This is a genomic window from Kitasatospora sp. CMC57 (assembly GCF_045866025.2).
Classification (GTDB): domain Bacteria; phylum Actinomycetota; class Actinomycetes; order Streptomycetales; family Streptomycetaceae; genus Kitasatospora.
Window position 1 is genome coordinate 4,928,141 of record NZ_AP035881.2, and the last position, 23,882, is coordinate 4,952,022.

General features: G+C 70.7%; 21 protein-coding genes, 2 tRNA genes and 1 riboswitch. Of the genes, 18 read left to right on the forward strand and 5 right to left on the reverse strand.

The features are described from left to right. Nucleotides 1–53: 53 nt before the first annotated feature. Nucleotides 54–1,463 (reverse strand): amino acid permease, encoded by a 1,410-nt coding sequence (locus ACKUU6_RS22110; RefSeq protein ID WP_407990290.1) that lies wholly within the window; start codon nucleotides 1,461–1,463, stop codon nucleotides 54–56. Between the two features lie 268 nt (nucleotides 1,464–1,731). Here ACKUU6_RS22110 and ACKUU6_RS22115 point away from each other — a divergent pair, with 268 nt between their 5' ends. Next, entirely contained in the window at nucleotides 1,732–2,334 is a 603-nt protein-coding gene (locus ACKUU6_RS22115; protein WP_407990291.1) for a biotin transporter BioY, read from the forward strand. A 50-nt stretch (nucleotides 2,335–2,384) separates the two neighbouring features. After that, nucleotides 2,385–2,870: a ribose-5-phosphate isomerase gene (locus ACKUU6_RS22120; protein WP_407990292.1), complete on the forward strand. Its 486-nt coding sequence runs from the start codon at nucleotides 2,385–2,387 to the stop codon at nucleotides 2,868–2,870. A gap of 45 nt (nucleotides 2,871–2,915) precedes the next feature. On the opposite strand, the gene ACKUU6_RS22125 is transcribed toward ACKUU6_RS22120, so the two are convergent. Further along, complete coding sequence (locus ACKUU6_RS22125; RefSeq protein ID WP_407990293.1) at nucleotides 2,916–4,196, reverse strand: GNAT family N-acetyltransferase; 1,281 nt, start codon at nucleotides 4,194–4,196, stop codon at nucleotides 2,916–2,918. 282 nt (nucleotides 4,197–4,478) lie between these two features. Between ACKUU6_RS22125 and ACKUU6_RS22130 the strand changes: the two genes are divergently transcribed. Continuing rightward, nucleotides 4,479–5,627, forward strand: a complete 1,149-nt coding sequence (locus tag ACKUU6_RS22130; RefSeq protein ID WP_407990294.1) for a PP2C family protein-serine/threonine phosphatase — start codon at nucleotides 4,479–4,481, stop codon at nucleotides 5,625–5,627. Nucleotides 5,628–5,970: 343 nt separating this feature from the next. After that, the gene (locus ACKUU6_RS22135) at nucleotides 5,971–6,165 is read left to right on the forward strand and encodes a hypothetical protein (RefSeq protein ID WP_057238501.1); all 195 of its coding nucleotides are present in this window, start codon (nucleotides 5,971–5,973) and stop codon (nucleotides 6,163–6,165) included. A gap of 31 nt (nucleotides 6,166–6,196) precedes the next feature. On the opposite strand, the gene ACKUU6_RS22140 is transcribed toward ACKUU6_RS22135, so the two are convergent. Further along, on the reverse strand, nucleotides 6,197–6,979 hold the full coding sequence (locus ACKUU6_RS22140) for a DUF6348 family protein (RefSeq protein ID WP_407990295.1): 783 nt from the start codon (nucleotides 6,977–6,979) through the stop codon (nucleotides 6,197–6,199). A gap of 345 nt (nucleotides 6,980–7,324) precedes the next feature. Continuing rightward, a riboswitch (cyclic di-AMP (ydaO/yuaA leader) is annotated at nucleotides 7,325–7,489 on the forward strand. Nucleotides 7,490–7,494: 5 nt separating this feature from the next. Between ACKUU6_RS22140 and ACKUU6_RS22145 the strand changes: the two genes are divergently transcribed. Further along, nucleotides 7,495–8,526 (forward strand): M23 family metallopeptidase, encoded by a 1,032-nt coding sequence (locus ACKUU6_RS22145; protein ID WP_407990296.1) that lies wholly within the window; start codon nucleotides 7,495–7,497, stop codon nucleotides 8,524–8,526. A 53-nt stretch (nucleotides 8,527–8,579) separates the two neighbouring features. Here ACKUU6_RS22145 and ACKUU6_RS22150 read toward each other — a convergent pair. Beyond that, nucleotides 8,580–8,653: transfer RNA gene (locus tag ACKUU6_RS22150), tRNA-Gly, on the reverse strand. A gap of 175 nt (nucleotides 8,654–8,828) precedes the next feature. Between ACKUU6_RS22150 and ACKUU6_RS22155 the strand changes: the two genes are divergently transcribed. From ACKUU6_RS22155 to clpX, 5 genes are all read left to right on the forward strand, one after another. Beyond that, nucleotides 8,829–8,902: transfer RNA gene (locus tag ACKUU6_RS22155), tRNA-Pro, on the forward strand. A gap of 350 nt (nucleotides 8,903–9,252) precedes the next feature. Further along, nucleotides 9,253–10,644, forward strand: coding sequence for a trigger factor (gene tig, locus ACKUU6_RS22160; RefSeq protein ID WP_407990297.1), 1,392 nt, complete (start codon nucleotides 9,253–9,255; stop codon nucleotides 10,642–10,644). A 262-nt stretch (nucleotides 10,645–10,906) separates the two neighbouring features. Continuing rightward, nucleotides 10,907–11,524, forward strand: a complete 618-nt coding sequence (locus tag ACKUU6_RS22165) for an ATP-dependent Clp protease proteolytic subunit (RefSeq protein ID WP_407992201.1) — start codon at nucleotides 10,907–10,909, stop codon at nucleotides 11,522–11,524. Between the two features lie 55 nt (nucleotides 11,525–11,579). Beyond that, nucleotides 11,580–12,227 (forward strand): ATP-dependent Clp protease proteolytic subunit, encoded by a 648-nt coding sequence (locus ACKUU6_RS22170; protein ID WP_407990298.1) that lies wholly within the window; start codon nucleotides 11,580–11,582, stop codon nucleotides 12,225–12,227. Nucleotides 12,228–12,462: 235 nt separating this feature from the next. Beyond that, a complete protein-coding gene (clpX, locus tag ACKUU6_RS22175; protein WP_407990299.1) occupies nucleotides 12,463–13,752 on the forward strand; it encodes an ATP-dependent Clp protease ATP-binding subunit ClpX in 1,290 nt (429 codons plus the stop codon). Between the two features lie 82 nt (nucleotides 13,753–13,834). On the opposite strand, the gene ACKUU6_RS22180 is transcribed toward clpX, so the two are convergent. Beyond that, a complete protein-coding gene (locus ACKUU6_RS22180; protein ID WP_407990300.1) occupies nucleotides 13,835–14,833 on the reverse strand; it encodes a hypothetical protein in 999 nt (332 codons plus the stop codon). Between the two features lie 160 nt (nucleotides 14,834–14,993). Here ACKUU6_RS22180 and ACKUU6_RS22185 point away from each other — a divergent pair, with 160 nt between their 5' ends. The 8 genes from ACKUU6_RS22185 (at nucleotide 14,994) to mreD (ending at nucleotide 23,869) form a co-directional block, all read left to right on the forward strand. Then, entirely contained in the window at nucleotides 14,994–17,633 is a 2,640-nt protein-coding gene (locus ACKUU6_RS22185; protein ID WP_407990301.1) for a valine--tRNA ligase, read from the forward strand. A 368-nt stretch (nucleotides 17,634–18,001) separates the two neighbouring features. Further along, nucleotides 18,002–18,514, forward strand: coding sequence for a hypothetical protein (locus ACKUU6_RS22190; RefSeq protein WP_407990302.1), 513 nt, complete (start codon nucleotides 18,002–18,004; stop codon nucleotides 18,512–18,514). 76 nt (nucleotides 18,515–18,590) lie between these two features. Next, entirely contained in the window at nucleotides 18,591–19,988 is a 1,398-nt protein-coding gene (gene folC, locus ACKUU6_RS22195) for a bifunctional tetrahydrofolate synthase/dihydrofolate synthase (protein WP_407990303.1), read from the forward strand. A 1-nt stretch (nucleotide 19,989) separates the two neighbouring features. Further along, on the forward strand, nucleotides 19,990–20,325 hold the full coding sequence (locus ACKUU6_RS22200; protein WP_407990304.1) for a DUF4233 domain-containing protein: 336 nt from the start codon (nucleotides 19,990–19,992) through the stop codon (nucleotides 20,323–20,325). A 193-nt stretch (nucleotides 20,326–20,518) separates the two neighbouring features. After that, complete coding sequence (gene ndk, locus ACKUU6_RS22205; protein ID WP_407990305.1) at nucleotides 20,519–20,932, forward strand: nucleoside-diphosphate kinase; 414 nt, start codon at nucleotides 20,519–20,521, stop codon at nucleotides 20,930–20,932. A 294-nt stretch (nucleotides 20,933–21,226) separates the two neighbouring features. Then, a complete protein-coding gene (locus ACKUU6_RS22210) occupies nucleotides 21,227–22,252 on the forward strand; it encodes a rod shape-determining protein (protein WP_073927935.1) in 1,026 nt (341 codons plus the stop codon). 85 nt (nucleotides 22,253–22,337) lie between these two features. Continuing rightward, entirely contained in the window at nucleotides 22,338–23,228 is an 891-nt protein-coding gene (gene mreC / locus ACKUU6_RS22215) for a rod shape-determining protein MreC (RefSeq protein ID WP_407990306.1), read from the forward strand. A 2-nt stretch (nucleotides 23,229–23,230) separates the two neighbouring features. Then, nucleotides 23,231–23,869 carry a rod shape-determining protein MreD gene (gene mreD / locus ACKUU6_RS22220; RefSeq protein ID WP_407990307.1) on the forward strand — a complete coding sequence of 213 codons (639 nt, stop codon included), beginning with the start codon at nucleotides 23,231–23,233 and terminating at the stop codon, nucleotides 23,867–23,869. The last annotated feature ends 13 nt before the right edge of the window (nucleotides 23,870–23,882 follow it).

Sequence of the window (23,882 nt, forward strand, 5' to 3'; positions counted from 1 at the left end):
GCACGCCGGAGGCCCTGGACCATCGGGTCCAGGGCCTCCGGGCTGACGGCCGGTCAGGCGTCGGCGTCCCGGCGCTGTTTGAGCCAGCCCGCCAACGACAGCGCCACGGTCAGCGCCGCCGTGAAGTAGAGCTGGACCCGGTTGTCGTGGTCCAGTGTCATCAGGCCGAGCACCGTGACGATGCCGGCCAGCGCCACCCAGGTCAGGTACGGGTACGCCCACATCCGGACGGTGAGCAGCTCCGGGGCCTCCCGCTCCAGCCGGCGCCGCATCCGCAGCTGGGCCACCGCGATGAAGCCCCAGACCACCAGCACCGCCGCGCCGACCATGTTGAGCAGCCAGGCGAACACCGTGTCGGGCCACTTGAAGCTGAGCAGCACCGCGAAGAAGCCGAAGGCCGAGGAGGCCAGCACCGCGAGCCGCGGCACCCCGCCGCTGACCTTCGCCAGCACCCGCGGGCCCTGGCCGCGCTGGACCAGCGAGTACGCCATCCGGGAGGACCCGTAGATGTTGGCGTTCATCGCGGAGAGCAGGGCGATCAGCACCACCACGTTCATCAGCTGCGCGGCGTTCGGGATGCCGATGACGTCCAGCACCGCGACGTACGGGCCGCTGCTGACCACCTTCGGGTCGTTCCACGGGACCAGCGTGACGATCACGGCCATCGAGCCGACGTAGAAGAGCGCGATCCGCCACATCGCGGTGCGCACGGCGATGCTCACGCTGCGCCGGGGGTTCTCGGACTCGGCGGCGGCGATGGTGACCGTCTCCAGCCCGCCGTAGGCGAAGACCGAGGCGAGCAGGCCGGTGACCAGTCCGCTGAGCCCGTTCGGGAAGAAGCCGCCCTGGCCGGTCAGGTTTCCGGTGCCGGGGGCCGAGGTGCCGGGCAGCAGGCCGAGGATGGCGAGGACGCAGACCACCAGGAAGGCGGCGATCGCCGTCACCTTGATCACGGCGAACCAGAACTCGAACTCGCCGAAGTTCTTCACGGCGGCCAGGTTGGTGCCGCAGAAGAAGGTCATGAACAGCGCGACCCAGACCCAGGTGGGCACACCGGGCAGCCAGCCGTGCACGATCCCGGCGGCGGCGATCGCCTCGGCGGCCACCCCGACACAGAGCAGGGTCCAGAACACCCAGCCGGAGGCCACTCCGGCCCAGGGGCCGATCTCCTTCTCGGCGTGCACGGAGAAGGAGCCGCTGGCCGGGCGGGCCGCCGACATCTCGCCGAGCATCCGCATCACCAGCATGACCAGCACGCCGGAGGCGGCGAACGCCAGCACGATGGCCGGGCCGGCCGCGGCGATGCCCGCCCCGGAGCCGACGAACAGCCCGGCACCGATCACGCCGCCGAGCGCGATCATCGACAGGTGACGCTGCTTCAGCCCGTGCGAGAGGCCGCTGGGCGCGCCCGTGGCGGCCCGCTCGGCGGGCTCCACCGTCGGCGGGGGAGTGGGGGAGGGCATCAGGGAGGTCCAGACTCTGTACGGATAGCGGGAGTGAACGTCCACTATTCGGTACGAACGGTGGGCATGCCAAGGGGCGGGGTCAGGAGACCGTCATGCGGACGGTCATCTGACGGAAAGTGATCGATTCCTCACTCTCGATGGCTTGAATGGGTCGAACACGACAAGTCGGGGCACCGGCCCTTGGCCGGATCCGACGCCCCCACCGGCCCTGACGACGACGTAGGTTCACAACTGATCACCGAACGAGTCGTCAGGAGACCCGCCCATGGCCACCGCCACGTCCGCCGCAGCCACCACCCCGGTCCTGGCCGACCTGCTCCCGCAGGCCGGCTCCCGGTTCGGCGCCCAGGCCCGCGAACTCGCCCTGGTCGCCGGGGGAGCGGCCGTCACCGGCCTGGCCGCGCAGCTCTCGGTCCCGGTGCTCGGCTCGCCCGTCCCGGTCACCGGCCAGACCTTCGCCGCCCTGCTGGTCGGCACCGCGCTCGGCGCCCGGCGCGGCATCGCCTCGCTCGGCCTCTACCTGCTGGCCGGCATGGCGGGCCTGCCCTGGTTCGCCGACGGCAGCTCCGGCTTCGCGATGCCCAGCCTCGGCTACGTGATCGGCTTCGTGCTGGCGGCCGGCCTGGTCGGGGCGCTGGCGCAGCGGGGCGCGGACCGCAGCCCGCTCCGGACGGCGGGCGCGATGCTGCTCGGCACCCTGACGATCTACGCCGTCGGCGTCCCGTACCTGGCCGCCTCGCTGCACGTCCCGCTGGCCCGCGCGGCCGAACTCGGGCTCTACCCCTACCTGGTGGGCGACGCGCTGAAGCTGGTGCTGGCGATGGGCGCGCTCCCGCTGGCCTGGAAGCTGGTCCGGCGCGCCTCCTGAACCGACCTGTCGACCGCGGCCCGGGTACCCGCGCATGCCACAATCTGCGCATGCGCGTGTACCTGGGTTCCGACCATGCCGGATATGACCTCAAGAACCACCTCGTCCAGTGGCTGAAGGAGAACGGCCATGAGCCGGTCGACTGCGGCCCGCACATCTACGACGCGGAGGACGACTACCCGCCGTTCTGCCTCCGGGCGGCCGAGCGCACCGCTGCGGACCCGGAGTCGCTGGGCGTCGTGATCGGCGGCTCCGGCAACGGCGAGGCGATCGCCGCCAACAAGGTCAAGGGCGTCCGCGCCGCGCTGGCCTGGACCGAGCAGACCGCCGCGCTCGGCCGCGAGCACAACAATGCCAACGTGATCAGCGTCGGCGGCCGGATGCACACCGAGGCCGAGGCCACCCGCTTCGTCGAGATCTTCCTCAACACCCCGTACAGCGGCGAGGAGCGGCACACCCGCCGGATCGAGATGCTCTCCGAGTACGAGACCACCGGCGAGCTCCCCCCGGTCCCGGCCCACCACCCGCAGGGCTGACCTTCCGTTGAGGCGCGGGGCCGCACGGCCCCGCGCCCCTGTCGGTCAGAAGCCGTGCGGCAGCCACGGGGCCAGATCCGAGGCGAAGGCCCGGTCGGCCCCGGCCAGCGCACCGCCGGTCAGCTCCCGCACCAACCCGGCCCGCCCGAGCGCCGCGAGCCGGACGCCGCCGAGGTAGGCGGCCCCCAACTCCCTTACGTCCAGGGCCAGATCGGCCGGATCGTCGGTACGGACGCAGCTCGCCCCCTTGCCGGGACCGGCGCTCCGCAGCCGCCAGCGTCCGGCGTTCCACGGGCAGAAGCCGTCGGTCACCTCCAACACCACGTCCAGCGCCGTCGTGTACTCGCGCAGCTCCAGCGCCTCGCCGATTCTGACCAGCCGGACGTGCAGGGCGTCGGCGAGCCGGGGCTCCAGGCGCCGCGGATCGTCCACCAGGTGCAGCACCGGGTCGTCCACCGGGCGGTTGGCGACCGTCACCCGCTCGACCAGGTCCAGGTTCAGCAGGTAGTCCCAGAGCGCCGCGTACACCTCCGGCGTGCGCGCCTCGATGTCGCGGACCCGGACGGTGCCGTCCGGGATGTCCTCGGTGCCCCAGGCGATCGAGACCGCGTACCGGGCGTAGCCCAGCAGTTCGCCGCTCTCCCGGTCCTCGGCCAGCACGCACTGCCGGGGCGAGGCACCGTCCCGGCCGGCCGGCGGGTCGAGCAGTGGCAGCTTCTCCCAGCCGGGGCGGCGCTCCAGCATGCCGGGCCGCTCGGGCACCAGCCCGGCGTACAGCTCCTCGCAGGCCGGCCCGGCGGCGGCCGGGTCGGCCAGCCGCAGCCGGACGCCGCGGTCCACCCGGGCCCGCACCCCGACCCGGCCGGTCGGCACCGTCAGCGCCATCCGCCAGCTGCCCAGGCCGTAGCCGAACCGGCCGTAGATGCCGGACTCCGAGGCGGTCAGCACCGCGAGCGCCTCGCCGCCGTCCCGCAGCCCGGCCAGCTGACGGCGCATCAGCCCGGTGAGGATGCCGCGTCGCCGATGCGTCGGCAGCACGCCGACCATGGTGACCGCCGCCACTGGGACCATCACCCCACCCGGGACGGTCATCCGCAGCGAGAACGCACCGGCGCAGGCCACCGGCGCGTTGCCGTCCCACACACCCACTGAGCGCTCCGGTTCGGTCAGCTCCCGCCAGAGCGCGCGCTCCTCAGGGTGCTCCTCCTGGCCGCCGAAGGCGACCTCCAGCGTCCGGTACCAGTCGTCCCACTCCTCGGCCGCCAGGGGGCGCACGGTCAGGCCGTCAGCTGTCAGGTGGTCGCCCGTCAGGGCATCAGCGGTCATGTGCCAACAGCTATCACCGAGTTGTGTCGTGCGCGACCTATATTCGGCGGCTTGACCCCACGGATCCCGCCAGGGTTTCAGCGGCGGGTGGGCGCCTCCGGCGGGTCGAAACGGCTCGATCCGCGCCGGAACTGTGCGCCCGGCGGCGCCCCAACCGTCGACGGGGGCCCACGCCGGTGGATAAGGTCAGAGCCCATGGCTGGCAGCACGCCGGGTTTGACGACCCGGCCGACTGAATCGGGCCCGGCCGCAGAGGCGGCCGACAGCCCGTGGACGGCCCGGTTGCGCAGCAGGCTCCTCCGGGCCCGCCGAGTGCTGCGCCGGACCGGGGTGGACTACTTCCGGGGCGACGCCTCGGACTGGCTGGCCTTCGCCGTGCTGATCGTCGCCGTACCGCTGCTGGTGGCGCTCAACGTCCTGATCCCGGCTTGGGCCCCGCCCACCGCCCTGGTGCTGCCGATTCTGGCCGGGGCGCTGCTGCTGCGGCCCGGCACGCTGGTGCTGCTCTACGCGGCCGCAGCCCTCGGGCTCTCCGTCGAGTCGCTGATCCACACCGGCGAGCGGGTGGCCAGCGACCGCCCCGACACGTACGTCTTCGGCGTCACCCCGGGCGCCGCCCTGGTGGTCGGCGCGGTCGGCGTGGCCGGACTGCTGCTGGCCCAGTTCCGCAGCCGGGTCGGTGTGCCGTGGCGGGGCGGCGGCTCGATGCTGTTCGACCTGCGCGAGCGGCTCCGGGTGCAGAGCAGGGTGCCCGCGCTGCCCGCGGGCTGGTCCGCCGACATGGCGCTCCGCCCGGCCGGCGGCCAGTCCTTCTCCGGCGACTTCGTGGTGGCCACCAGGACCGGACCCGGCCGGCGGGTCCTGGAGGTGGTCCTCGCCGACGTCTCGGGCAAGGGCATGGACGCGGGCTCCCGGGCGCTGCTGCTCTCCGGCGCGTTCGGCGGCCTGCTCGGCTCGCTGCCGGCCCAGCAGTTCCTGCCCGCCGCCAACGGCTACCTGCTCCGGCAGGACTGGGACGAGGGTTTCGCGACCGCCGTGCACCTGGTGCTTGACCTGGAGACCGGCGAGTACGAGCTGTTCTCGGCCGGGCACCTGCCTGGGATGCAGCGGCACGCGGGCACCGGCCGCTGGGAGGTCAAGGAGTCCACCGAGGGTGCGCTGCTCGGCGTCTACGACGGGGCCGTGTTCGAGGCGGTCCGCGGCCGGCTGGACCAGGGCGACGTGCTGATGCTCTGCACCGACGGCATGGTGGAGATCCCCGGCCGGGACCTGACCGAGGGGATGGACCGTCTGATGGGCGAGGCGGACCGGCTGATCGGTGGTGCTCCGTTCTCCCAACACGGCGGCCGGGGCTCGGCGGTGAAGCTGATCGAGTCGGTGGCCAAGGACGTGAACGACGACCGGGCGGTCCTGCTGCTCTGGCGCGGGTGACCGACCGGTGGCCGGAATGTGTCAAGTCGGTGTACCACTCTTCGGCCATTCCTGACGACGGCCCGCCAAAGTGGATCTAGGTCCGCGCCCACCAGGGCGGGAGCCGCCAACTTCCAGTTAGGGGTACCCGTTCGACGGCCCGTCAGGTTGGCTGGGCTATCGTCTCGGTCGGCGGAAATTCGTCTCACATCGCAGGATCTTCGAGGCTGCCTTCCGGCAAGTCCTTTACGCAGTCGGCACGAACGACCACACTGAGTTCGGGTGGGACGGTCGATTCTCGGGGGTCTCGGGGGATTGGGCCCGCCACGAAGCTCGCTACGAAAGAATGAGGAAGTGAGTCCTGGTGGCCTTCTCCGTCTCAGCGCTGGTCCTGTTCGGGATCATCGTGGTCATCTTCATCCGCAACAAGCAGTTGAAGACCAGTCATGCGGTCATGGCCGCGCTCTTCGGCTTCATGCTGAGCCAGTCCACGGCGGCCAAGCCGATCCAGGACTTCCTGACCCAGCTCGCGCAGACCATCTCCTCGGTCGCCAGCTGACCGGACGGGACTGACCCGGGCCGGGCCGGACTCAGCGACGGCTCCGCCGCCAGCGGTTCAACCAGCGGCGGTACGGCGGGAGTTCGGCCTGCCCCGGGGCCTCGGGTCGCGGGTGCCTGTGCAGCGGGTGCGCGGGCTGTGGGTGCTCGGGCTGTGGGTGCTCGGCGACCAGCAGCAGGAACAGCCGGGCCCAGCAGAGCCGTTCGCCCCGTGGCCAGTCCAGGGCGCGCAGGGCGGCCGAAGCCGGCTCGCAGACCGTCCCGTTGACCCGGACCTCGGCGACGTCGTCGCCCGCCTTGCCGCCGAGGAACAGCTTCACCCCGTTCACCTGGCGCTCGGTCAGCTTCGGCAGCACGGCGGCGGCCAGCACTGGGCCGAGGTCGCGCTCGGTGACCCAGTCGAACAGCGGGTCGGTGTCGGCACCGAACACCGCGGCCGGCCCCTGCACCACGTGCCAGCCGGGGAACTCGGGGGCGTCGTAGTGGTCACCGCTGCCGGTGATCAGGCCGACCACGGCGGACGCGGTGGTGTCCGCCCACATCCGGACGGCGCTGTCGAGCCGCTCCACCTCGGTGCCGCCCACGCCGGCCGCGCAGTCCCAGATCACCGGCGCGTCGCCCTGGCCGAGCCGCAGCACGTAGCCGAGATCGACGTGGCCGCCGCCGGTGCCGTGCTCGTCGTGGTCCCGGAAGGCCACCGCCGTGGTCCCGGGTCCGCGCACCAGCGGGCCGTCGACGGTGAACTCCTGGCCGAGGCGGCCCATCTCGCGGATCACCGCGCGCTGGATGACGGCCAGCCGTTCCTCGGGGCGCACAGGCGGGGCTCCTTGCTCAGCGGCGCTTCGAACACCGGCGTTCGAGCTCAACCGTGGCGAGCGTATCGGCCGGACGTGAGCGGTGTCACTCTCCGTGCTGGCGGAGCGGGTCCGGACGGCCACGGAGGGCGAGATCGGGCACCCTCCGTCAACCGGTCGCAGACGAAGCGTCGCTGATCAAGGCCCCCGGGGACCCGAGTCCCGGCTCCGACGTGACCTTCGTCCCTGATCATCCCGGGTTGTCCGCCGATGGGGGCTTGCCAACTCCACGGACCATCGGCTTTGCTTCGTGGCCTGTCCGGTGAACGACCGGACGGCTCAACCGGGCGGAACGCCGAGTCCTGCCGCCGCCCGGCGCCTCGTACCAGGCACGCATGGCAGGAGCGGGGGACCCAAGGTAAGTCGCCGAACCGGTGTGACCGGGACGGCTTGGGGTGAAGCCGCATTCCTGCGGCCGGGCATCTCCCGCCCGAACCCGACAGCTCACCTCGTAGGCGTCGGAGAGGACCACCCCCATGTCCGCACAGGGCAAGCACCGTCGCGTCCAGCTGTCCCACCTCACCCGGATCGCCGTCGCGACCGGCGTACTCGGCGCCACCTTCGCACTCCCGGTCGCCGCCGCCAGCGCCCACCAGGGCCACGCCGCCGCCTCCGTGCCGCAGGCCGCCCCCGCCGCCGTGACCACCATCGCCACCGAGACCGCCCCGGCCGCCCCCGCCGTGGCCCCGGCTGCCGCTGCCGCCCCGGCCGCGAGCAACTACCGGGTCGTCAGCGGTGACACCCTCTCCAAGATCGCCTCCGCCAAGCAGGTGGACGGCGGCTGGCAGAAGCTCTACCAGGACAACCGTTCCGTGGTCGGCGGCAACCCGAACCTGATCTACCCGGGTCAGCAGCTCTCGCTGGCCGGTAAGGCCGTGGCCGCCGCGCCGCAGCCCGCCGCCGAGGCCCCGAAGCCCGCCGCCGAGGCCCCGAAGCCCGCCGCCGAGGCCCCGAAGGCCGAGACCAAGTCCTCCTCCTCCACCACGAGCACCACGGACTCCACCAAGGCGTCCCGCTCCAAGTCCACCACCGTCGCCCCCAAGGCCAGCACCGCCCCGAAGGCCGCCGTGGCCCCCAAGGCCCAGCCGGCCACCGTCGCGACCGGCGGCTACGTCGCCCCGGTCAGCGGCGGCACCTCCACCCCGTACGGCGCCGCCGGCTCCAACTGGTCCAGTGGTCACCACACCGGTGTCGACTTCCGCGCCTCGACCGGCACCAGCGTCAAGGCCATCACGGCCGGCACCGTGGTCTCGGCCGGCAACGGCGGGGCCTACGGCAACGAGGTCATCGTCAAGCACGCCGACGGCAAGTACTCCGAGTACGCCCACCTCTCCTCGATCTCCGTCCGGGTCGGCCAGTCCGTCTCGGCCGGCCAGCAGCTCGGCCTCTCCGGCGCCACCGGCAACGTGACCGGCCCGCACCTGCACTTCGAGGTCCGCACCGGCCCGAACTACGGCTCCGACATCGACCCGGTCGCCTACCTCCGCGCGCACGGCGTCAACGTCTGATCCAGCCTCAGACGACTTCGGCCCCCTGGTCATTGACCAGGGGGCCGAAGCGTTGGAGCGGGTGACGAGAATCGAACTCGCGTGACCAGTTTGGAAGACTGGGGCTCTACCATTGAGCTACACCCGCGCGTGGTGCCGGAGCACACGGCGCCCCCGGGACCGTTGCCGGTCGCGAGGACAGGGTCAGCGTACCTGGTCGGGTCGGTTGCTCGCACACTGCTTGGGCGGTTCGGCCCCTTCGGCGGGTCATCGGGATGACCAAAGGGGTAACGGGGGTGGCGTGTACGCTTCTCTCGGCACCACGGGGTGTGGCGCAGCTTGGTAGCGCGTCCGCTTTGGGAGCGGAAGGCCGTCGGTTCGAATCCGGCCACCCCGACAGTGCGGCAGGGTCTCGTCAACAGGCGGGGCCCTGTTGGCGTTTCGCCTCGCACGGCGGGTGGAGGTGGTGGTCCGGGAGCCGCCATCGGGGGACTTCCGGGGCCCGAACCGCAGCGCCCTGGCGTCCGCCTTTCGTGGTACCGGTAGGATGGGCCGCTGGTGGTCGTCCCTGTGGCATGTGCACAGGTCAGACCACCCGAGGGCGAGGAGTCACGCTCACCGTCCACCCCAATACGGGAGATGCAGCTCCAACCGCCCATCACCCGTCTCGCCCGAACCCGATCGGCCCACGGCCGGTCGTCGGACGGCGGAGACAACCTGACCGCAAGCCCACTAGGAGACCCAACCGTGAAGAGCGCCGTCGAGACTCTGAACCCGACCCGGGTTCGACTCACCGTCGAGGTGCCCTTCGAGGAGCTCAAGCCCAGCCTCGACGCGGCGTACAAGAAGATCAACCAGCAGGTCTCGGTCCCGGGCTTCCGTAAGGGCAAGATCCCGAACCGCGTCATCGACCAGCGCTTCGGCCGTGCCGCCGTGCTGGAAGAGGCGGTCAACGACGCCCTGCCGCGCTTCTACACGCAGGCCGTCGACGAGGGCAAGATCGAGGTCCTCGGACAGCCCGACATCACCGACATCCAGGGTGTCGAGAACCTCGCCGACGGCGGTGACCTCAGCTTCGTCGCCGAGGTCGACGTGCGTCCCGAGATCACCCTGCCGGACTTCTCGGGCATCGAGGTCGTCGTCGACCCGATCGTGGTCGAGGACGCCGACGTCGAGAAGTCGCTGGAGCAGCTGCGCGAGCGCTTCTCCTCGGTCAAGGACGTCGAGCGCGCCGCCGCCGAGGGCGACGTCGTGGTCCTCGACCTCGAGGCCAAGGTCGACGGTGAGGTGCCGGAGGACGGCACCGCCACCGGCGTGAGCTACGAGATCGGCTCCGGCCGCCTGCTGGACGGCATCGACGAGGCCGTGGTCGGCCTGTCCGCCGGCGAGTCGGCGACCTTCACCACCGAGCTCAAGGGCGGCACCCAGGCCGGCCAGAGCTCCGAGGTCACCGTCACCGTGACCGCCGTCCAGGAGAAGGAACTCCCCGAGCTGGACGACGAGTTCGCGCAGCTGGCGAGCGAGTTCGACAGCCTGGAGGAGCTGAAGGACGACTCCCGCAAGCGCCTCGAGCGGATGCGCGAGTTCGACCAGGCCACCCAGGCCCAGGAGCGGGTGCTCGACGAGCTGCTGAAGCTGGTCGAGATGGAGTACCCGGAGAAGCTCCTCAAGGACGAGGTCGAGACCCGCAAGCACAACCTCGAGCACCACCAGCTCGAGCCCATGGGCCTGACCCTCGAGACCTACCTCGCCACCCAGGACAAGTCCGTCGAGGACTTCGCCCAGGAGACCGAGGAGCAGGCCAAGAAGGGCATCAAGACCCAGTTCGTGCTCGACGAGATCGTCGACAAGGAGAAGCTGGGCGTGAACCAGGAGGAGCTCACCGAGCACCTCATCCGCCGCGCCGCGGGTTCCGGCATGACGCCGGACCAGTTCGCCCAGCAGGTCGTCCAGGGCAACCAGGTGCCGCTGCTGGTCGGCGAGGTCGCCCGTGGCAAGGCGCTGGCGCTGGTGGTCGAGGCCGCCAAGGTCACCGACACCAACGGCGACGTCGTCTCCTTCGAGGACGACGAGGACGAGACCACCGACGAGACCACCGAGGCGGTCTCCGAGGAGTCGGCGGAGACCACCGAGGCCTGATCGCCCCGGTCGTACCCGAGCTGTTCCGGACGGCCCGGACACCCCGTCAGCGGGGTGTCCGGGCCGTCCGCCGTTCCCGTCCCGACCCTGCGCTCACAGCGAACAGTTCTGCGTGGGGGATTCTGCGGCCGGGCCTGCGCGTTAGGGTCCTTAGACAGTGACATTCACGCAGTGATTTCTAGCTGTGCGACAGAGTGGCGGCCCACGCGCGGCCGTCCAATTCGACTGAGCAGGTGGCTAAGTGACGTTCCCGCAGATGCAGATGCCTGGCCTGATGGCGCCGCACGCCGCCGCTGGTGACGTGCTCGGCGGCCTGGGGGACCAGGTCTACAACCGGCTGCTCAACGAGCGGATCATCTTCCTCGGCCAGCAGGTCGACGACGACATCGCCAACAAGATCACGGCCCAGCTCCTCCTCCTGGCGGCCGACCCGGAGAAGGACATCTACCTGTACATCAACTCGCCCGGTGGCTCGATCACCGCGGGCATGGCGATCTACGACACCATGCAGTACATCAAGAACGACGTGGTGACCATCGCGATGGGCATGGCGGCCTCGATGGGCCAGTTCCTGCTGACCGCGGGTGCCAAGGGCAAGCGCTTCTCGCTGCCGAACGCCAACATCCTGATGCACCAGCCCTCCGCCGGTCTCGGCGGTTCGGCCACCGACATCAAGATCCAGGCCGAGCAGCTGCTCCGTACCAAGAAGCGGATGTCCGAGCTGATCGCCGCGCACAGCGGCCAGTCCTTCGAGCGGGTCACCGCGGACTCGGACCGGGACCGCTGGTTCACCCCGGAGCAGGCCAAGGAGTACGGCCTGATCGACTCGATCATGCACAGCGCCGCGGACGTTCCCGGCGGCGGCGGCACCGGCGCCTGACAGCAGCCGGCAGCAGACCCAACCGACCGTCACGCTTCGGAGGACCGAACACCCCATGAACACCGCGCGCACCGAGTTCACCGCCCCGAGGGCAGAGGGCCGCTACATCGTCCCGCGCTTCGTCGAGCGCACCTCGCAGGGCATCCGCGAGTACGACCCGTACGCCAAGCTGTTCGAGGAGCGCATCATCTTCCTCGGCTCCCAGGTGGACGACGTCTCGGCCAACGACATCATGGCGCAGCTGCTCTGCCTGGAGTCGATGGACCCGGACCGTGAGATCCAGATGTACATCAACTCGCCCGGCGGCTCCTTCACGGCGCTGACGGCGATCTACGACACCATGCAGTACGTCAAGCCGGACATCACCACCGTGTGCATGGGCCAGGCGGCCTCCGCTGCGGCCGTCCTGCTGGCGGCGGGCACGCCCGGCAAGCGGATGGCGCTGCCGAACGCCCGGATCCTGATCCACCAGCCGTACACCGAGACCGGCCGTGGCCAGGTCTCCGACCTGGAGATCCAGGCGCGGGAGATCTTCCGGATGCGCGAGCAGCTGGAGGAGATGCTGTCCAAGCACTCCAACAAGGCGATCGAGCAGGTCCGCGACGACATCGAGCGGGACAAGATCCTGACGGCAGAGGAGGCCCTGGAGTACGGGCTGATCGACCAGATCATCTCGACCCGGAAGTCCTCCCTGACCTCCTGAGCCCAGCCGGGCTCACCGGGCGGGGCATGGCGGTCAGCCATGCTCCGCCCGTGTCTTCGACGGCATCTGTTCGGTATCAATTCGCCCTGGGCGTAGGGCAGAGCTGTCGAAGAAGGCGGAATCGGCGGCTCGGCAGAGTACCGTCGGATAGCGAGACCGGTCGCTCGACGGCGAACCGGTCCACAGCACCAGGCCCCGGACCCCCGCGGGGCCCCTGGCGAAGGGGAAGCACCTCGTGGCACGCATCGGAGACGGTGGCGACCTGCTCAAGTGCTCGTTCTGTGGCAAGAGCCAGAAGCAGGTGAAGAAGCTCATCGCCGGCCCCGGCGTGTACATCTGCGACGAGTGCATCGACCTCTGCAACGAGATCATCGAGGAGGAGCTCGCCGAGACCTCCGAGGTGCGTTTCGAGGAGCTCCCGAAGCCCCGCGAGATCTACGAGTTCCTGGACCAGTACGTGGTCGGCCAGGACACGGCGAAGAAGTCGCTGTCGGTCGCGGTCTACAACCACTACAAGCGCGTCCAGGCCGGTGAGGCCGGCCGCAGCGGTGGCAACGGCCGCGAGGACGCGATCGAGCTGGCCAAGTCCAACATCCTGCTGCTCGGCCCGACCGGCTCCGGCAAGACGCTGCTCGCGCAGACGCTGGCCCGGATGCTGAACGTGCCGTTCGCGATCGCCGACGCCACCGCCCTCACCGAGGCCGGGTACGTCGGTGAGGACGTCGAGAACATCCTGCTGAAGCTGATCCAGGCGGCGGACTACGACGTCAAGAAGGCCGAGACCGGGATTATCTACATCGACGAGATCGACAAGGTCGCCCGCAAGAGCGAGAACCCGTCGATCACCCGGGACGTCTCCGGCGAGGGTGTCCAGCAGGCGCTGCTGAAGATCCTCGAGGGCACCACCGCGAGCGTGCCGCCGCAGGGCGGCCGCAAGCACCCGCACCAGGAGTTCATCCAGATCGACACCACCAACGTGCTGTTCATCGTGGGTGGCGCGTTCGCCGGTCTGGAGCGGATCGTCGAGGGCCGGGCGGGTGGCAAGGGCATCGGCTTCGGCGCCACCATCCGCTCGAAGCGCGAGTCGGACAGCAGCGACCACTTCCGTTCGGTGATGCCGGAGGACCTGGTGAAGTTCGGGATGATCCCGGAGTTCATCGGTCGGCTCCCGGTGATCACCAGCGTGCACAACCTGGACCGCGAGGCGCTGCTGCAGATCCTCACCGAGCCGAAGAACGCGCTGGTCAAGCAGTACCGCAAGCTCTTCGAACTGGACGGCGTGGAGCTGGAGTTCAGCCGCGACGCGCTGGAGGCGATCGCCGACCAGGCGATCCTGCGCGGCACCGGTGCCCGTGGCCTGCGGGCCATCATGGAGGAGGTGCTGATGTCCGTGATGTACGAGGTGCCGTCCCGGCAGGACGTGGCCCGCGTGGTGGTCACCGGCGACGTGGTCTCCAAGCACGCGATCCCGACCCTGGTCCCGCGCGACATGATCAAGCGCGAGCGGCGCGACAAGAGCGCCTGACCCGCGGCCCGCGACAGCGAGGAGCCCCGCACCCTCCCGGAGGGTGCGGGGCTCCTCGCTGTCGCGGGCGTCGCTGCTCTGATTACTTCGGGACCACCATGGCGTCCCGGATCGCCCGGGTCTGGTCGGCGGCCTGGGTGGGGGTGAGCGGGCTGCTCTTCCCGTCCAGCGAGATCTTGGTGAAGGTGACCGAGCCGGCCGTGGAATGGTTGGCCCAGAGGCAGATCGGGATCTCGATCCCGCTGCTGCTGGCCACCCCGCAGGTGAGCTTGCCGCCCGCGTCCTTGGCGTCCTTGGCGTCGACCGCCGTCAGCGGGGTCTTCCAGGTCAGCGAGGCCAGACCGGCGGCCTGCTTGTTGACCTGCTTGGTGATGGCCTCGGGGTCGGTGACCGTGCCCCAGGAGCCGCCGATGGTGAGGCTGTCGGTGGCGTCCTTGCCCTTGAGGTAGGTCGCGACCAGGCCGCCGTCGTACGAGCTGTAGCCCTTGCCGCTCTCCTTGGGGTCGCCCGGGGCGTCCTTGCTGGTCTTCAGCGTGTACCCGCCGGGGAGGGTGGCCGGGGCGGCCAGTTTGAACTTCCCGGTGGTGGAGCTGCCGGCGCCGACCGGCGAGTCGGAGGAGTTCAGCGCCCAGAGCACGGCGCCGCCGCCACCGACCAGCACCACGGCACCGACCACCAGGCCGATCACCAGACCGGTGTTGCTCTTCCGCGGCTCGGGCATCGGCCCGCCGAACTGGGGCTGGCCGTACGGCTGCTGCTGCCCGTACAGGGGCTGCGGCGCGCCGTACTGCGGCTGCTGGCCGAACGGCGGCGGGGCGCCGAACTGCGGTGCGGCGGGCTGCTGTTGGGGCTGACCGAACTGGGGCGCGGGCGGCTGGCCGTACTGCGGCGGGCCCGGCTGCTGCGGCGGCGCGCCGTACGGCGGGGCGGCGGGCGGCTGGGCCTGGGGCGGGTAACCGTACTGCTGCGGCGGTTGACCGTACGGGGGCTGCGGCGCGCCGTAGGGCTGCTGTTGCGGCGGCTGGCCGTACGGCTGCTGCGGCGGTTGGCCCTGCGGATACTGCTGCCCCGGCCCGTTCATCGGTCTCCCCCATGTCGGTTGTGACTGTTCGTCAGTGCGCGCCAAACGAGCGTGCGAGTATCGGGGCACGGTACCGTACGCGTCAAGACCGGCCCCCGTCCGGGTGGCCGCCGGGGAATGCGGTCGAAGGCGGTCTCCGGGTTTACGTAAACTGTGTGTCGTGACCGACACGACGAACCAGCGCCCCGGAACCTTCGACGGGGACAACGCAGCCACCCTCCCGACGACCTACGCCCCGGCGGAGGTAGAGGGCGTGCTGTACGAGCGCTGGGAGGAGCGCGGCTACTTCACGGCCGACGCCAGGAGTGACAAGCCCGCGTACACCATCGTCATCCCGCCGCCGAACGTCACCGGTGCGCTGCACCTCGGCCACGCCTTCCAGCACACCCTGATGGACGCCCTGACCCGCCGGAAGCGGATGCAGGGCTACGAGGCGCTCTGGCTCCCCGGCATGGACCACGCCGGCATCGCCACCCAGAACAAGGTGGAGCAGCAGCTCGCCGAGTCCGGCCTCTCCCGCCACGACCTGGGCCGCGAGGCCTTCGTCGAGAAGGTCTGGGAGTGGAAGGAGAACTACGGCGGCCGGATCCTGGGCCAGATGCGCCGCCTCGGCGACGGGGTGGACTGGTCGCGCGAGCGCTTCACCATGGACGAGGGCCTGTCCAAGGCCGTCCAGACCATCTTCAAGAAGCTCTTCGACGACGACCTGATCTACCGCGCCGAGCGCATCATCAACTGGTGCCCGCGCTGCCTCACCGCGCTCTCCGACATCGAGGTGGAGCACAAGGACGTCCCCGGCGAGCTGGTCTCGATCCGCTACGGCGAGGGCGAGGACTCCCTCGTGGTCGCCACCACCCGGGCCGAGACGATGCTCGGTGACACTGCGGTCGCCGTCCACCCCGACGACGAGCGCTACCGGCACTTGGTCGGCCGCACCGTCAAGCTGCCGCTGACGGACCGTGAGATCCCGGTGGTCGCGGACGAGCACGTCGACCCGGAGTTCGGCACCGGAGCCGTCAAGGTGACCCCGGCGCACGACCCGAACGACTTCGCGATCGGCCAGCGCCACGGCCTGCCCAACCTGACCGTGATGGACGAGCACGGCGCGATCACCGTGCACGGCCCGTTCCTCGGCCTGGACCGGCTGGAGGCCCGCTCGGCCGTGGTCGGTGCGCTGCGCGAGCAGGGCCGGATCGTCGCCGAGAAGCGCCCGTACGACCACTCCGTGGGCCACTGCTCGCGCTGCCACACCATCGTCGAGCCCCGGCTCTCGCTGCAGTGGTGGGTCAAGGTCGCGCCGCTGGCGCAGGCCGCCGGCGACGCGGTCCGCGACGGCCGGGTGGAGATCCACCCGAAGGAGCTGGAGCGCCGCTACTTCGACTGGGTCGACAACATGTACGACTGGTGCATCTCGCGCCAGCTCTGGTGGGGTCACCGGATCCCGGTCTGGTACGGCCCCGAGGGCCAGGTCGTCTGCGTCGGCCCGGACGAGCAGCCGCCGACCGGCGAGGGCTGGCACCAGGACCCGGACGTCCTGGACACCTGGTTCTCCTCCGGCCTGTGGCCGTTCTCCACGCTCGGCTGGCCGGAACAGACCCCGGACCTGGAGAAGTTCTACGCCACCGACGTGCTGCTGACCGGCCACGACATCATCTTCTTCTGGGTCGCCCGGATGATGATGTTCGGCCTGTACGCGATGGACGGCCAGGCGCCGTTCAAGACCGTCGCGCTGACCGGTCTGGTCCGCGACCAGTTCGGCAAGAAGATGTCCAAGTCCTCCGGCACGGCGGTCGACCCGCTGGACTGGATGGACGCGTACGGCGCCGACGCGGTCCGGTTCACCCTGGCCCGCGGTGCCAACCCCGGAGCCGACGTCCCGATCGGCGAGGACTGGGTGCAGGGCTCGCGGAACTTCTGCAACAAGATCTGGAACGCCACCCGGTTCGCCCTGATGAACGGCGCCACGGTCGAGGGCCCGCTGCCCGCGCCCGAGGAGCTCACCGCCGTCGACCGCTGGGTCCTGTCCCGCCTGAACGCGACCATCACCGAGGTGGACGCGCTCTACGAGGGCTACGAGTTCGCCAAGATCTCGGACGTCCTCTACCACTTCGCCTGGGACGAGGTCTTCGACTGGTACGTCGAGCTCTCCAAGACCACGCTCTTCGCGGGCGGTCCGCAGGCAGACGCCGCGCGCCGGGTGCTCGGCGAGGTGCTGGACAAGACGCTGCGCCTGCTGCACCCGATCGTGCCGTTCGTCACGGACACCTTGTGGACCACGCTGACCGGTGGCGAGTCGCTGGTGATCGCCGAGTGGCCGGTCGCCGACCCGGGTCGGATCGATGCGGCCGCCGAGGCCGAGGTCGCGACCGTCCAGCAGGTGGTCACCGAGGTCCGCCGGTTCCGTTCCGACCAGGGTCTGAACCCGGGTCAGCGGGTCCCGGCCCAGCTGGAGCTGGCCGGTACGGTGCTGGCCGCGCACGAGGCGGCGATCCGTTCGCTGCTGCGGCTGACCGTCCCTGAGGAGGGCTTCGCGGCCACCGCCTCGCTGCCGGTCGCCGGGGTCACCGTGGCGCTGGACCTCTCCGGCACCATCGACGTGGCGGCCGAGCGCAAGCGTCTCGCCAAGGACCTGGCCGCCGCCGAGAAGGAGATGGACCAGACCGCCGCCAAGCTCGGCAACGAGGCCTTCCTGGCCAAGGCGCCGGACAACGTGGTCGACAAGATCAAGGCCCGCCGCCAGGCGGCCGAGGCCGACATCGCCCGGATCACCGCACAGTTGGCGTCGCTGCCGCAGGGCTGACCCGACCTGTTCCGGCCGAGGGCCGCACCTCCGCATCACGCGGAGGTGCGGCCCTCGGTGTTTGTCGATTAGCCGTCGGATATTCCGCGGGCCGGACGAGTTCGCGCTAACCCGTTCGGCCGAATTCCCGTACGGAGGCCCCGCCCGGCCGTGGATCTGCACGAAGAGTTGGAAATCCGAGAACGCGGCCGCTCGCAGGGTAGCTGACGAAGTCCCAGGTCCGGGGCCGGATCGGGAGAATTGCCGAATTGACGTTCGGCCGATCGGGTCGTGTTCTTTTGCGGCGGGTTAAGCGGCGTTTGCAGTTCGACTGTGTACGGTAAGTGGGAGTTCTGGGCAGTGCATGTCGACTGACGGGAGGGCACGGCGTGGTGGTGACCAAGGAGTTGGCCGACGAACTGCCTGCGGAGGCGGTCGACGTGGCCAAGGCCAGGGCGGCGACCCTGCTGCTCGCCTTCCGGCACGGCAACCAGCTCGCCTTCGACCGTGAGCTGGATCGCCTGCTGGCCGACCAGGCCGAGCAGGAGGTGACCACCCTGCTGGTGTGGATCGCCGCCGAGGCGGTCCGCAAGGCGTACGCGCCCGAGGTCGGCGACCGGGTGCTGCGCGGCCTGGCCAGGCTGGCCCCGGCGGACACCTCCGGCGTCGCGGTGGACGAGGAGCTGGTCGACGTGGCCCAGCTGGTGGAGGCGGTGGACGCGGGCGACGTGGGTACGGTCCGCTCGCTGGTCGCCTCCACCCCGGACACCACCTTCCTGGTCGGCGGCCTGCTCCAGGCGGTGGCGATGATGTTGCCGTTCCTGCCCGACGGGGAGCTCGGGGAGATCACCGCCGAACTCCGGCACCGGCACGGCTCCCGGAGCATCCCGCGCCAGGCGTGACGCCGGTGCGGGGGCCGGCGGGCGAGTCGTGGACCACCCGGATCGGAGTGGGTGAGCGGCTCCGTAGACTGGGTGCGTGAGCGACAAGGCCCAGCAGAACCCGTACACGATCCGCCCCGGCAACCCGGACTCCGCCGACCCGGCGGGTGAGTTGCGCGAGATCGAGACCGCCCTCTCCGCCCGCTGGCCGGAGAACAAGCTGGAGCCGTCGCTCGACCGGATGGCCGCGCTGATGGACATCCTCGGCCAGCCCCAGCGGGCGTACCCGGCGATCCACATCACCGGGACCAACGGCAAGACCTCGACGGCCCGGATGATCGAGCAGCTGCTGCTCGCCTTCGAGCTGCGCACCGGCCGCTACACCAGCCCGCACGTCGAGTCGGTGACCGAGCGGATCAGTCTGGACGGCGCGCCGATCAGCGTGCGGAAGTTCATCGAGACCTACCGCGACATCGAGCCGTACGTGCAGATGGTCGACGCCCAGCAGCCGATCCCGATGTCCTTCTTCGAGGTGCTCACCGGCATGGCGTACGCCGTGTTCGCCGACACCCCGGTGGACGTCGCGGTGATCGAGGTCGGCATGGGCGGCTCCTGGGACGCCACCAACGTGGTCGACGGCACCGTCGCGGTGATCACCCCGGTCGGCCTGGACCACACCGACCGGCTCGGCGACACCACCGGCAAGATCGCCACCGAGAAGTCCGGAATCATCAAGCCCGGTGCGCTCGCCGTGGTCTCCCAGCAGCCGCTGGACGCTGCGGAGGCGATCCTGCGGCGCGCGGTCGAGGTGGACGCCACCGTCGCCCGTGAGGGCATGGAGTTCGGCGTGATCCACCGTGAGGTCGCGGTCGGCGGGCAGCTGGTGACGATCCGTGGACTGGGCGGGGCCGAGTACGAGGACATTTTCCTGCCGCTGCACGGCGCCCACCAGGCGCACAACGCGGCGCTCGCACTGACCGCGGTCGAGGCGTTCTTCGGCATCGGCGGCGCCGGCGGCGGTTCGTTGGACGCGGAGAAGATCCGCGCCGCGTTCTCCGGAGTCAGCTCGCCCGGCCGCCTGGAGGTGGTCCGCCGCAGCCCCACCGTGATCCTGGACGCCGCGCACAACCCGCACGGGGCCGAGGCCAGCGTCGCCGCGATCACCGAGTCCTTCAACTTCGCCAAGCTGGTCGGTGTGATCGCCACCAGCGGCGACAAGGACGCCGCCGGCTTCCTGGAGGCCTTCGAGCCGATCCTCGCCGAGGTGGTCATCACCGAGAACTCCACCCACCGGGCCACCCCGGTGGACCAGCTGGCCGCGATCGCCGTGGAGATCTTCGGCGAGGACCGGGTCCGGATCGAACCCCGGCTGGACGACGCCATCGACGCGGCCGTCACGATGGCCGAGGACGAGGACCTCGGCGGTGCCGGAGTCCTCGTCACCGGGTCCGTGATCACCGTCGGCGAAGCCCGCATCCTGCTCGGGAAGAAGTGACATGCGCGTTCTCTGTTCCTCGACGCTGATCGGCGAGGCCCTGCTGATCATGTTCGCCGCGCTGGTCGCGATGCAGCTCTCGGACGTCCCCACCGCGACGGTGTGGACCGTCAGCGGGATCGCGATGCTGCTCTGCGTACTGCTCTGCGGCGCGATCACCCGGCCGGGCGCCGTGGCGGTCGGCTGGGCGCTCCAGGTCGGACTGGTCGTCAGCGGCTTCGTGCTGCCCACCATGTTCGGGCTCGGCGCGGTCTTCGCCGCGCTCTGGTGGTGCTCGGTGCACTACGGACGCCGGATCGACGAGATGAAGGCCGCCCGAGAGCTCGCGCAGGCGTAAAGCCAGGGGCGCGAGGAACTGCGCGAGGCGGAAGTGGACCACTGTTCAGCCGGGCTCGGTGAGTCAGTTGCACGTGCTGCCCTTCCGCAGCGCGCAGTTCCTCGCGCCCCTGGGTGCACGCACCTGCAGGTCCGGCCGAGTACGCAAGGTAGCCTTTCGGGTGACCGACCCCTAGTCCCCAGGAGCCGTAACCGTGTCGCAGCGCACTCTCGTCCTGCTCAAGCCCGACGCCGTCAAGCGCGGCCTGGCCGGCGAGATCATCAGCCGGATCGAGCGCAAGGCCGGCTGGCGGCTCGCCGCAGCCGAGCTGCGCACCTTCGACCGCGGGACGCTGGAGCAGCACTACGCGGAGCACGTCGGCCGTCCGTTCTACGAGCCGCTGCTCGAGTTCATGACCTCGGGTCCGTCGATGGCGCTGATCGTCGAGGGCGAGAACGTCGTGCCCGGCATCCGCGCGCTGGCCGGCGCCACCGACCCGCTGCAGGCCGGCCCCGGCACCATCCGCGGTGACTTCGCCACCATCACCCGCGAGAACCTGATCCACGCCTCCGACTCCGAGGCGTCGGCCGAGCGCGAGATCAAGATCTTCTTCCCCGCGCAGGCCTGACGGGCGGTCACCCGGTCGGGCCGGTGCACCGCCTGGCCCGACCAGGTGAATATCGACGTTTCATCCTCAAATACGGAACTCGAAGCCCCGACACGGCGTCCCAATCCTCGGAGATGCCGACGAGCCGCCGGAGAATGGGCTGCACGCCGTACCTCGCAGTCCGAGATGACCGGCGTGGCTACGATGGAGCACAACTCACGGGCTCGGTACGGCTGGTCAGCCGTCGTCCGCCCCCATCTCCCCGCCATCTGATTCCGAGCTCGGGAAGGCACCACACACCCCATGGCCAACAATCTGTCGTTCATCGGCCGTGACATGGCGATCGACCTGGGCACTGCCAACACGCTGGTGTACGTCAGGGGCAAGGGCATCGTCCTCAACGAGCCCTCCGTGGTCGCGGTGAACACCAACACCGGCGGCATCCTGGCGGTCGGGTCCGAGGCGAAGAAGATGATCGGGCGCACGCCCGGCAACATCGTCGCGATCCGCCCGCTCAAGGACGGCGTGATCGCCGACTTCGAGATCACCGAGCGGATGCTGCGGTACTTCATCCTCAAGATCCACCGCCGCCGTTACCTGGCCCGCCCCCGGGTCGTGGTCTGCGTGCCGAGCGGCATCACGGGGGTCGAGCGCCGCGCCGTGATCGAGGCCAGCTCGCAGGCCGGCGCACGCCAGGTGCACATCATCGAGGAACCGATGGCGGCCGCGATCGGCGCGGGGCTGCCCGTGCACGAGGCCACCGGCAACATGGTGGTGGACATCGGCGGCGGCACCACCGAGGTGGCGGTGATCTCGCTCGGCGGGATCGTCACCGCGCAGTCCATCCGGGTGGCCGGCGACGAGCTGGACAACGCGATCGTGCAGCACATCAAGAAGGAGTACTCGCTCCTCCTCGGTGAGCGCTCGGCCGAGCAGATCAAGATGAGCATCGGCTCCGCGTTCGCCCTGGAGGGCGAGAAGGACGAGCACGCCGAGATCCGCGGCCGGGACCTGGTCAGCGGGCTGCCGAAAACCGTGGTGATCTCCGCAGCCGAGGTCCGCGAGGCGATCGACGAGCCGGTGAACTCCATCATCGACGCGGTGAAGACGACCCTGGACCAGTGCCCGCCGGAGCTCGCCGGCGATGTGATGGACCGTGGGATCGTGCTCACCGGCGGCGGCGCCCTGCTGCGCGGTCTGGACGAGCGGCTGCGCCGCGAGACCGGGATGCCGATCCACATCGCGGAGAACCCGCTCGACTCGGTCGCGCTCGGCTCCGGCAAGTGCGTCGAGGAGTTCGAGGCGCTCCAGCAGGTACTGGACGCCCAGCCCCGTCGTTGAGCCGGGTGGAACACACGTCAACTGAAGGGCCCTCAGCCGTCCGCAGCGGGTGGGGGCCAGGCATCGAAGGGGCAGCTCCAGCATCGTGAGGGACACCCGAGAGAGCCGACTGCTGCTCGTCCTGCTGGTAGCGGTCGCCTTCGCCCTGATCACCGTGGACATCAAGGGCGGCGAGAGCTCTCCGCTCAGCGGCGCCCGCCGGGCCGCCGCGAGCGCGCTCGGCCCGGTCGAGCGCGGCGCGGCCGGGCTGGTCGACCCGGTGGCCGGCACCGTACGGGCGGTCAGGGACGCGGGCACCCACCAGGCCCGGCTGGACCAGATCACCCGGGAGAACACCGACCTGCGCCAGCGGGTCGCGTCCTCCGACACCGCGTCAGGCCGCACCAAGCAGCTGGACGAGCTGCTGCGCACCGCCGGGAACGGCGGATACACCGTCAAGGCCGCCCAAGTGATCGCGATCGGGGCCGCCCAGGGCTTCTCCTGGACCATCACCATCGACGCGGGCAGCGACGACGGCCTGACCCGGGACATGACCGTGATCAACGGTCAGGGTCTGGTCGGCCGGATCACCACCATCGCGCCCACCACCGCCACCGTGCTGCTCGCCTCCGACCCCGGCTTCAGCGTCGGGACCAGGCTGGAGGGCAGCGGCGAGATCGGCTTCGCGAACGGCCAGGGCACCGGCCCGATGAAGGTCTCGCTGCTCAACGGCAAGGCGCAGGTCAAGGCCGGGGACCGGCTGGTCACCTTCGGCTCGCAGAGCGGCCGCCCGTTCGTCCCCGGCGTGCCGGTCGGCAAGGTGGTCGAGGTGGAGGCGACGCCGGGTCAGCTCACCAAGACCGTGCTGGTCGAGCCGTACGTCCAGTTCACCCGGCTGGACCTGGTCGGCGTGGTGGTGGTCCCGCCGCGGACCGACCCGAGGGACGCCGTCCTGCCGCCCGCCCAGCCCGCCTCGACACCCGCAGGGGGGAACTGACCATGCGGATCAACCGGATCCTGCTCTCCGCCGTCCTGGTCCTGCTCGGCCTGGTGATCCAGGTCAGCGTGCTCGGACGGCTCCAACTCCCGGGCGCCACACCGGACCTGATGCTGCTCGTGGTGGTCGGCCTGGCCCTGGTGTACGGGCCCACCGGCGGCTGCCTGGTCGGCTTCTCGGCCGGCCTGCTGGCCGACCTTGCACCGCCCTCCGACCACGCCATCGGCCGCTACGCCCTGGTGCTCTGCCTGCTCGGCTACGTCGCCGGGCTGCTCCGCCCGGACGGCGCCCGGCAGCGTTCTGCGGTCAGCGCGTTGCTGATCGTGGCGGTCGCCGCGGTCGCCTCCACCCTGCTGTACGCGACGGTCGGCGCCCTGGTTGGCGACACCGCCGCCCGGCACGTCGGTCTGACCGGGCTGGTGTTCAGCGCCCTGCTGTACGACGTGCTGCTGGCCCCGTTCGTGGTGCCCGCCGTGATGATGCTGGCCCGCCGGTTCGACGGCGGCAGCGTGATCACCGAGTCCGAGGACTCCAGCGGCTCGGGCCTGGGCACGCTGGCCCGCTACCGCACCACCCGCGAGGCCTCCCCGCTGCCGTACGGCAGGAAGCGGCGGATCCCCGGCCTGGCCAAGCGCCCCTGAGGAGCGATCACCG

Bases quoted from the DNA above. Each gene is read 5' to 3' on its own strand.
- ACKUU6_RS22125 (WP_407990293.1), bottom strand. From the start codon at position 4,196: ATGACCGCTGATGCCCTGACGGGCGACCACCTGACAGCTGACGGCCTG.
- ACKUU6_RS22115 (WP_407990291.1), top strand. From the start codon at position 1,732: ATGGCCACCGCCACGTCCGCCGCAGCCACCACCCCGGTCCTGGCCGAC.
- ACKUU6_RS22145 (WP_407990296.1), top strand. From the start codon at position 7,495: ATGTCCGCACAGGGCAAGCACCGTCGCGTCCAGCTGTCCCACCTCACC.
- ACKUU6_RS22180 (WP_407990300.1), bottom strand. From the start codon at position 14,833: ATGAACGGGCCGGGGCAGCAGTATCCGCAGGGCCAACCGCCGCAGCAG.
- ACKUU6_RS22120 (WP_407990292.1), top strand. From the start codon at position 2,385: ATGCGCGTGTACCTGGGTTCCGACCATGCCGGATATGACCTCAAGAAC.
- mreD (WP_407990307.1), top strand. From the start codon at position 23,231: ATGCGGATCAACCGGATCCTGCTCTCCGCCGTCCTGGTCCTGCTCGGC.
- ACKUU6_RS22200 (WP_407990304.1), top strand. From the start codon at position 19,990: ATGCGCGTTCTCTGTTCCTCGACGCTGATCGGCGAGGCCCTGCTGATC.
- ACKUU6_RS22110 (WP_407990290.1), bottom strand. From the start codon at position 1,463: ATGCCCTCCCCCACTCCCCCGCCGACGGTGGAGCCCGCCGAGCGGGCC.
- ACKUU6_RS22170 (WP_407990298.1), top strand. From the start codon at position 11,580: ATGAACACCGCGCGCACCGAGTTCACCGCCCCGAGGGCAGAGGGCCGC.
- ACKUU6_RS22165 (WP_407992201.1), top strand. From the start codon at position 10,907: ATGCCTGGCCTGATGGCGCCGCACGCCGCCGCTGGTGACGTGCTCGGC.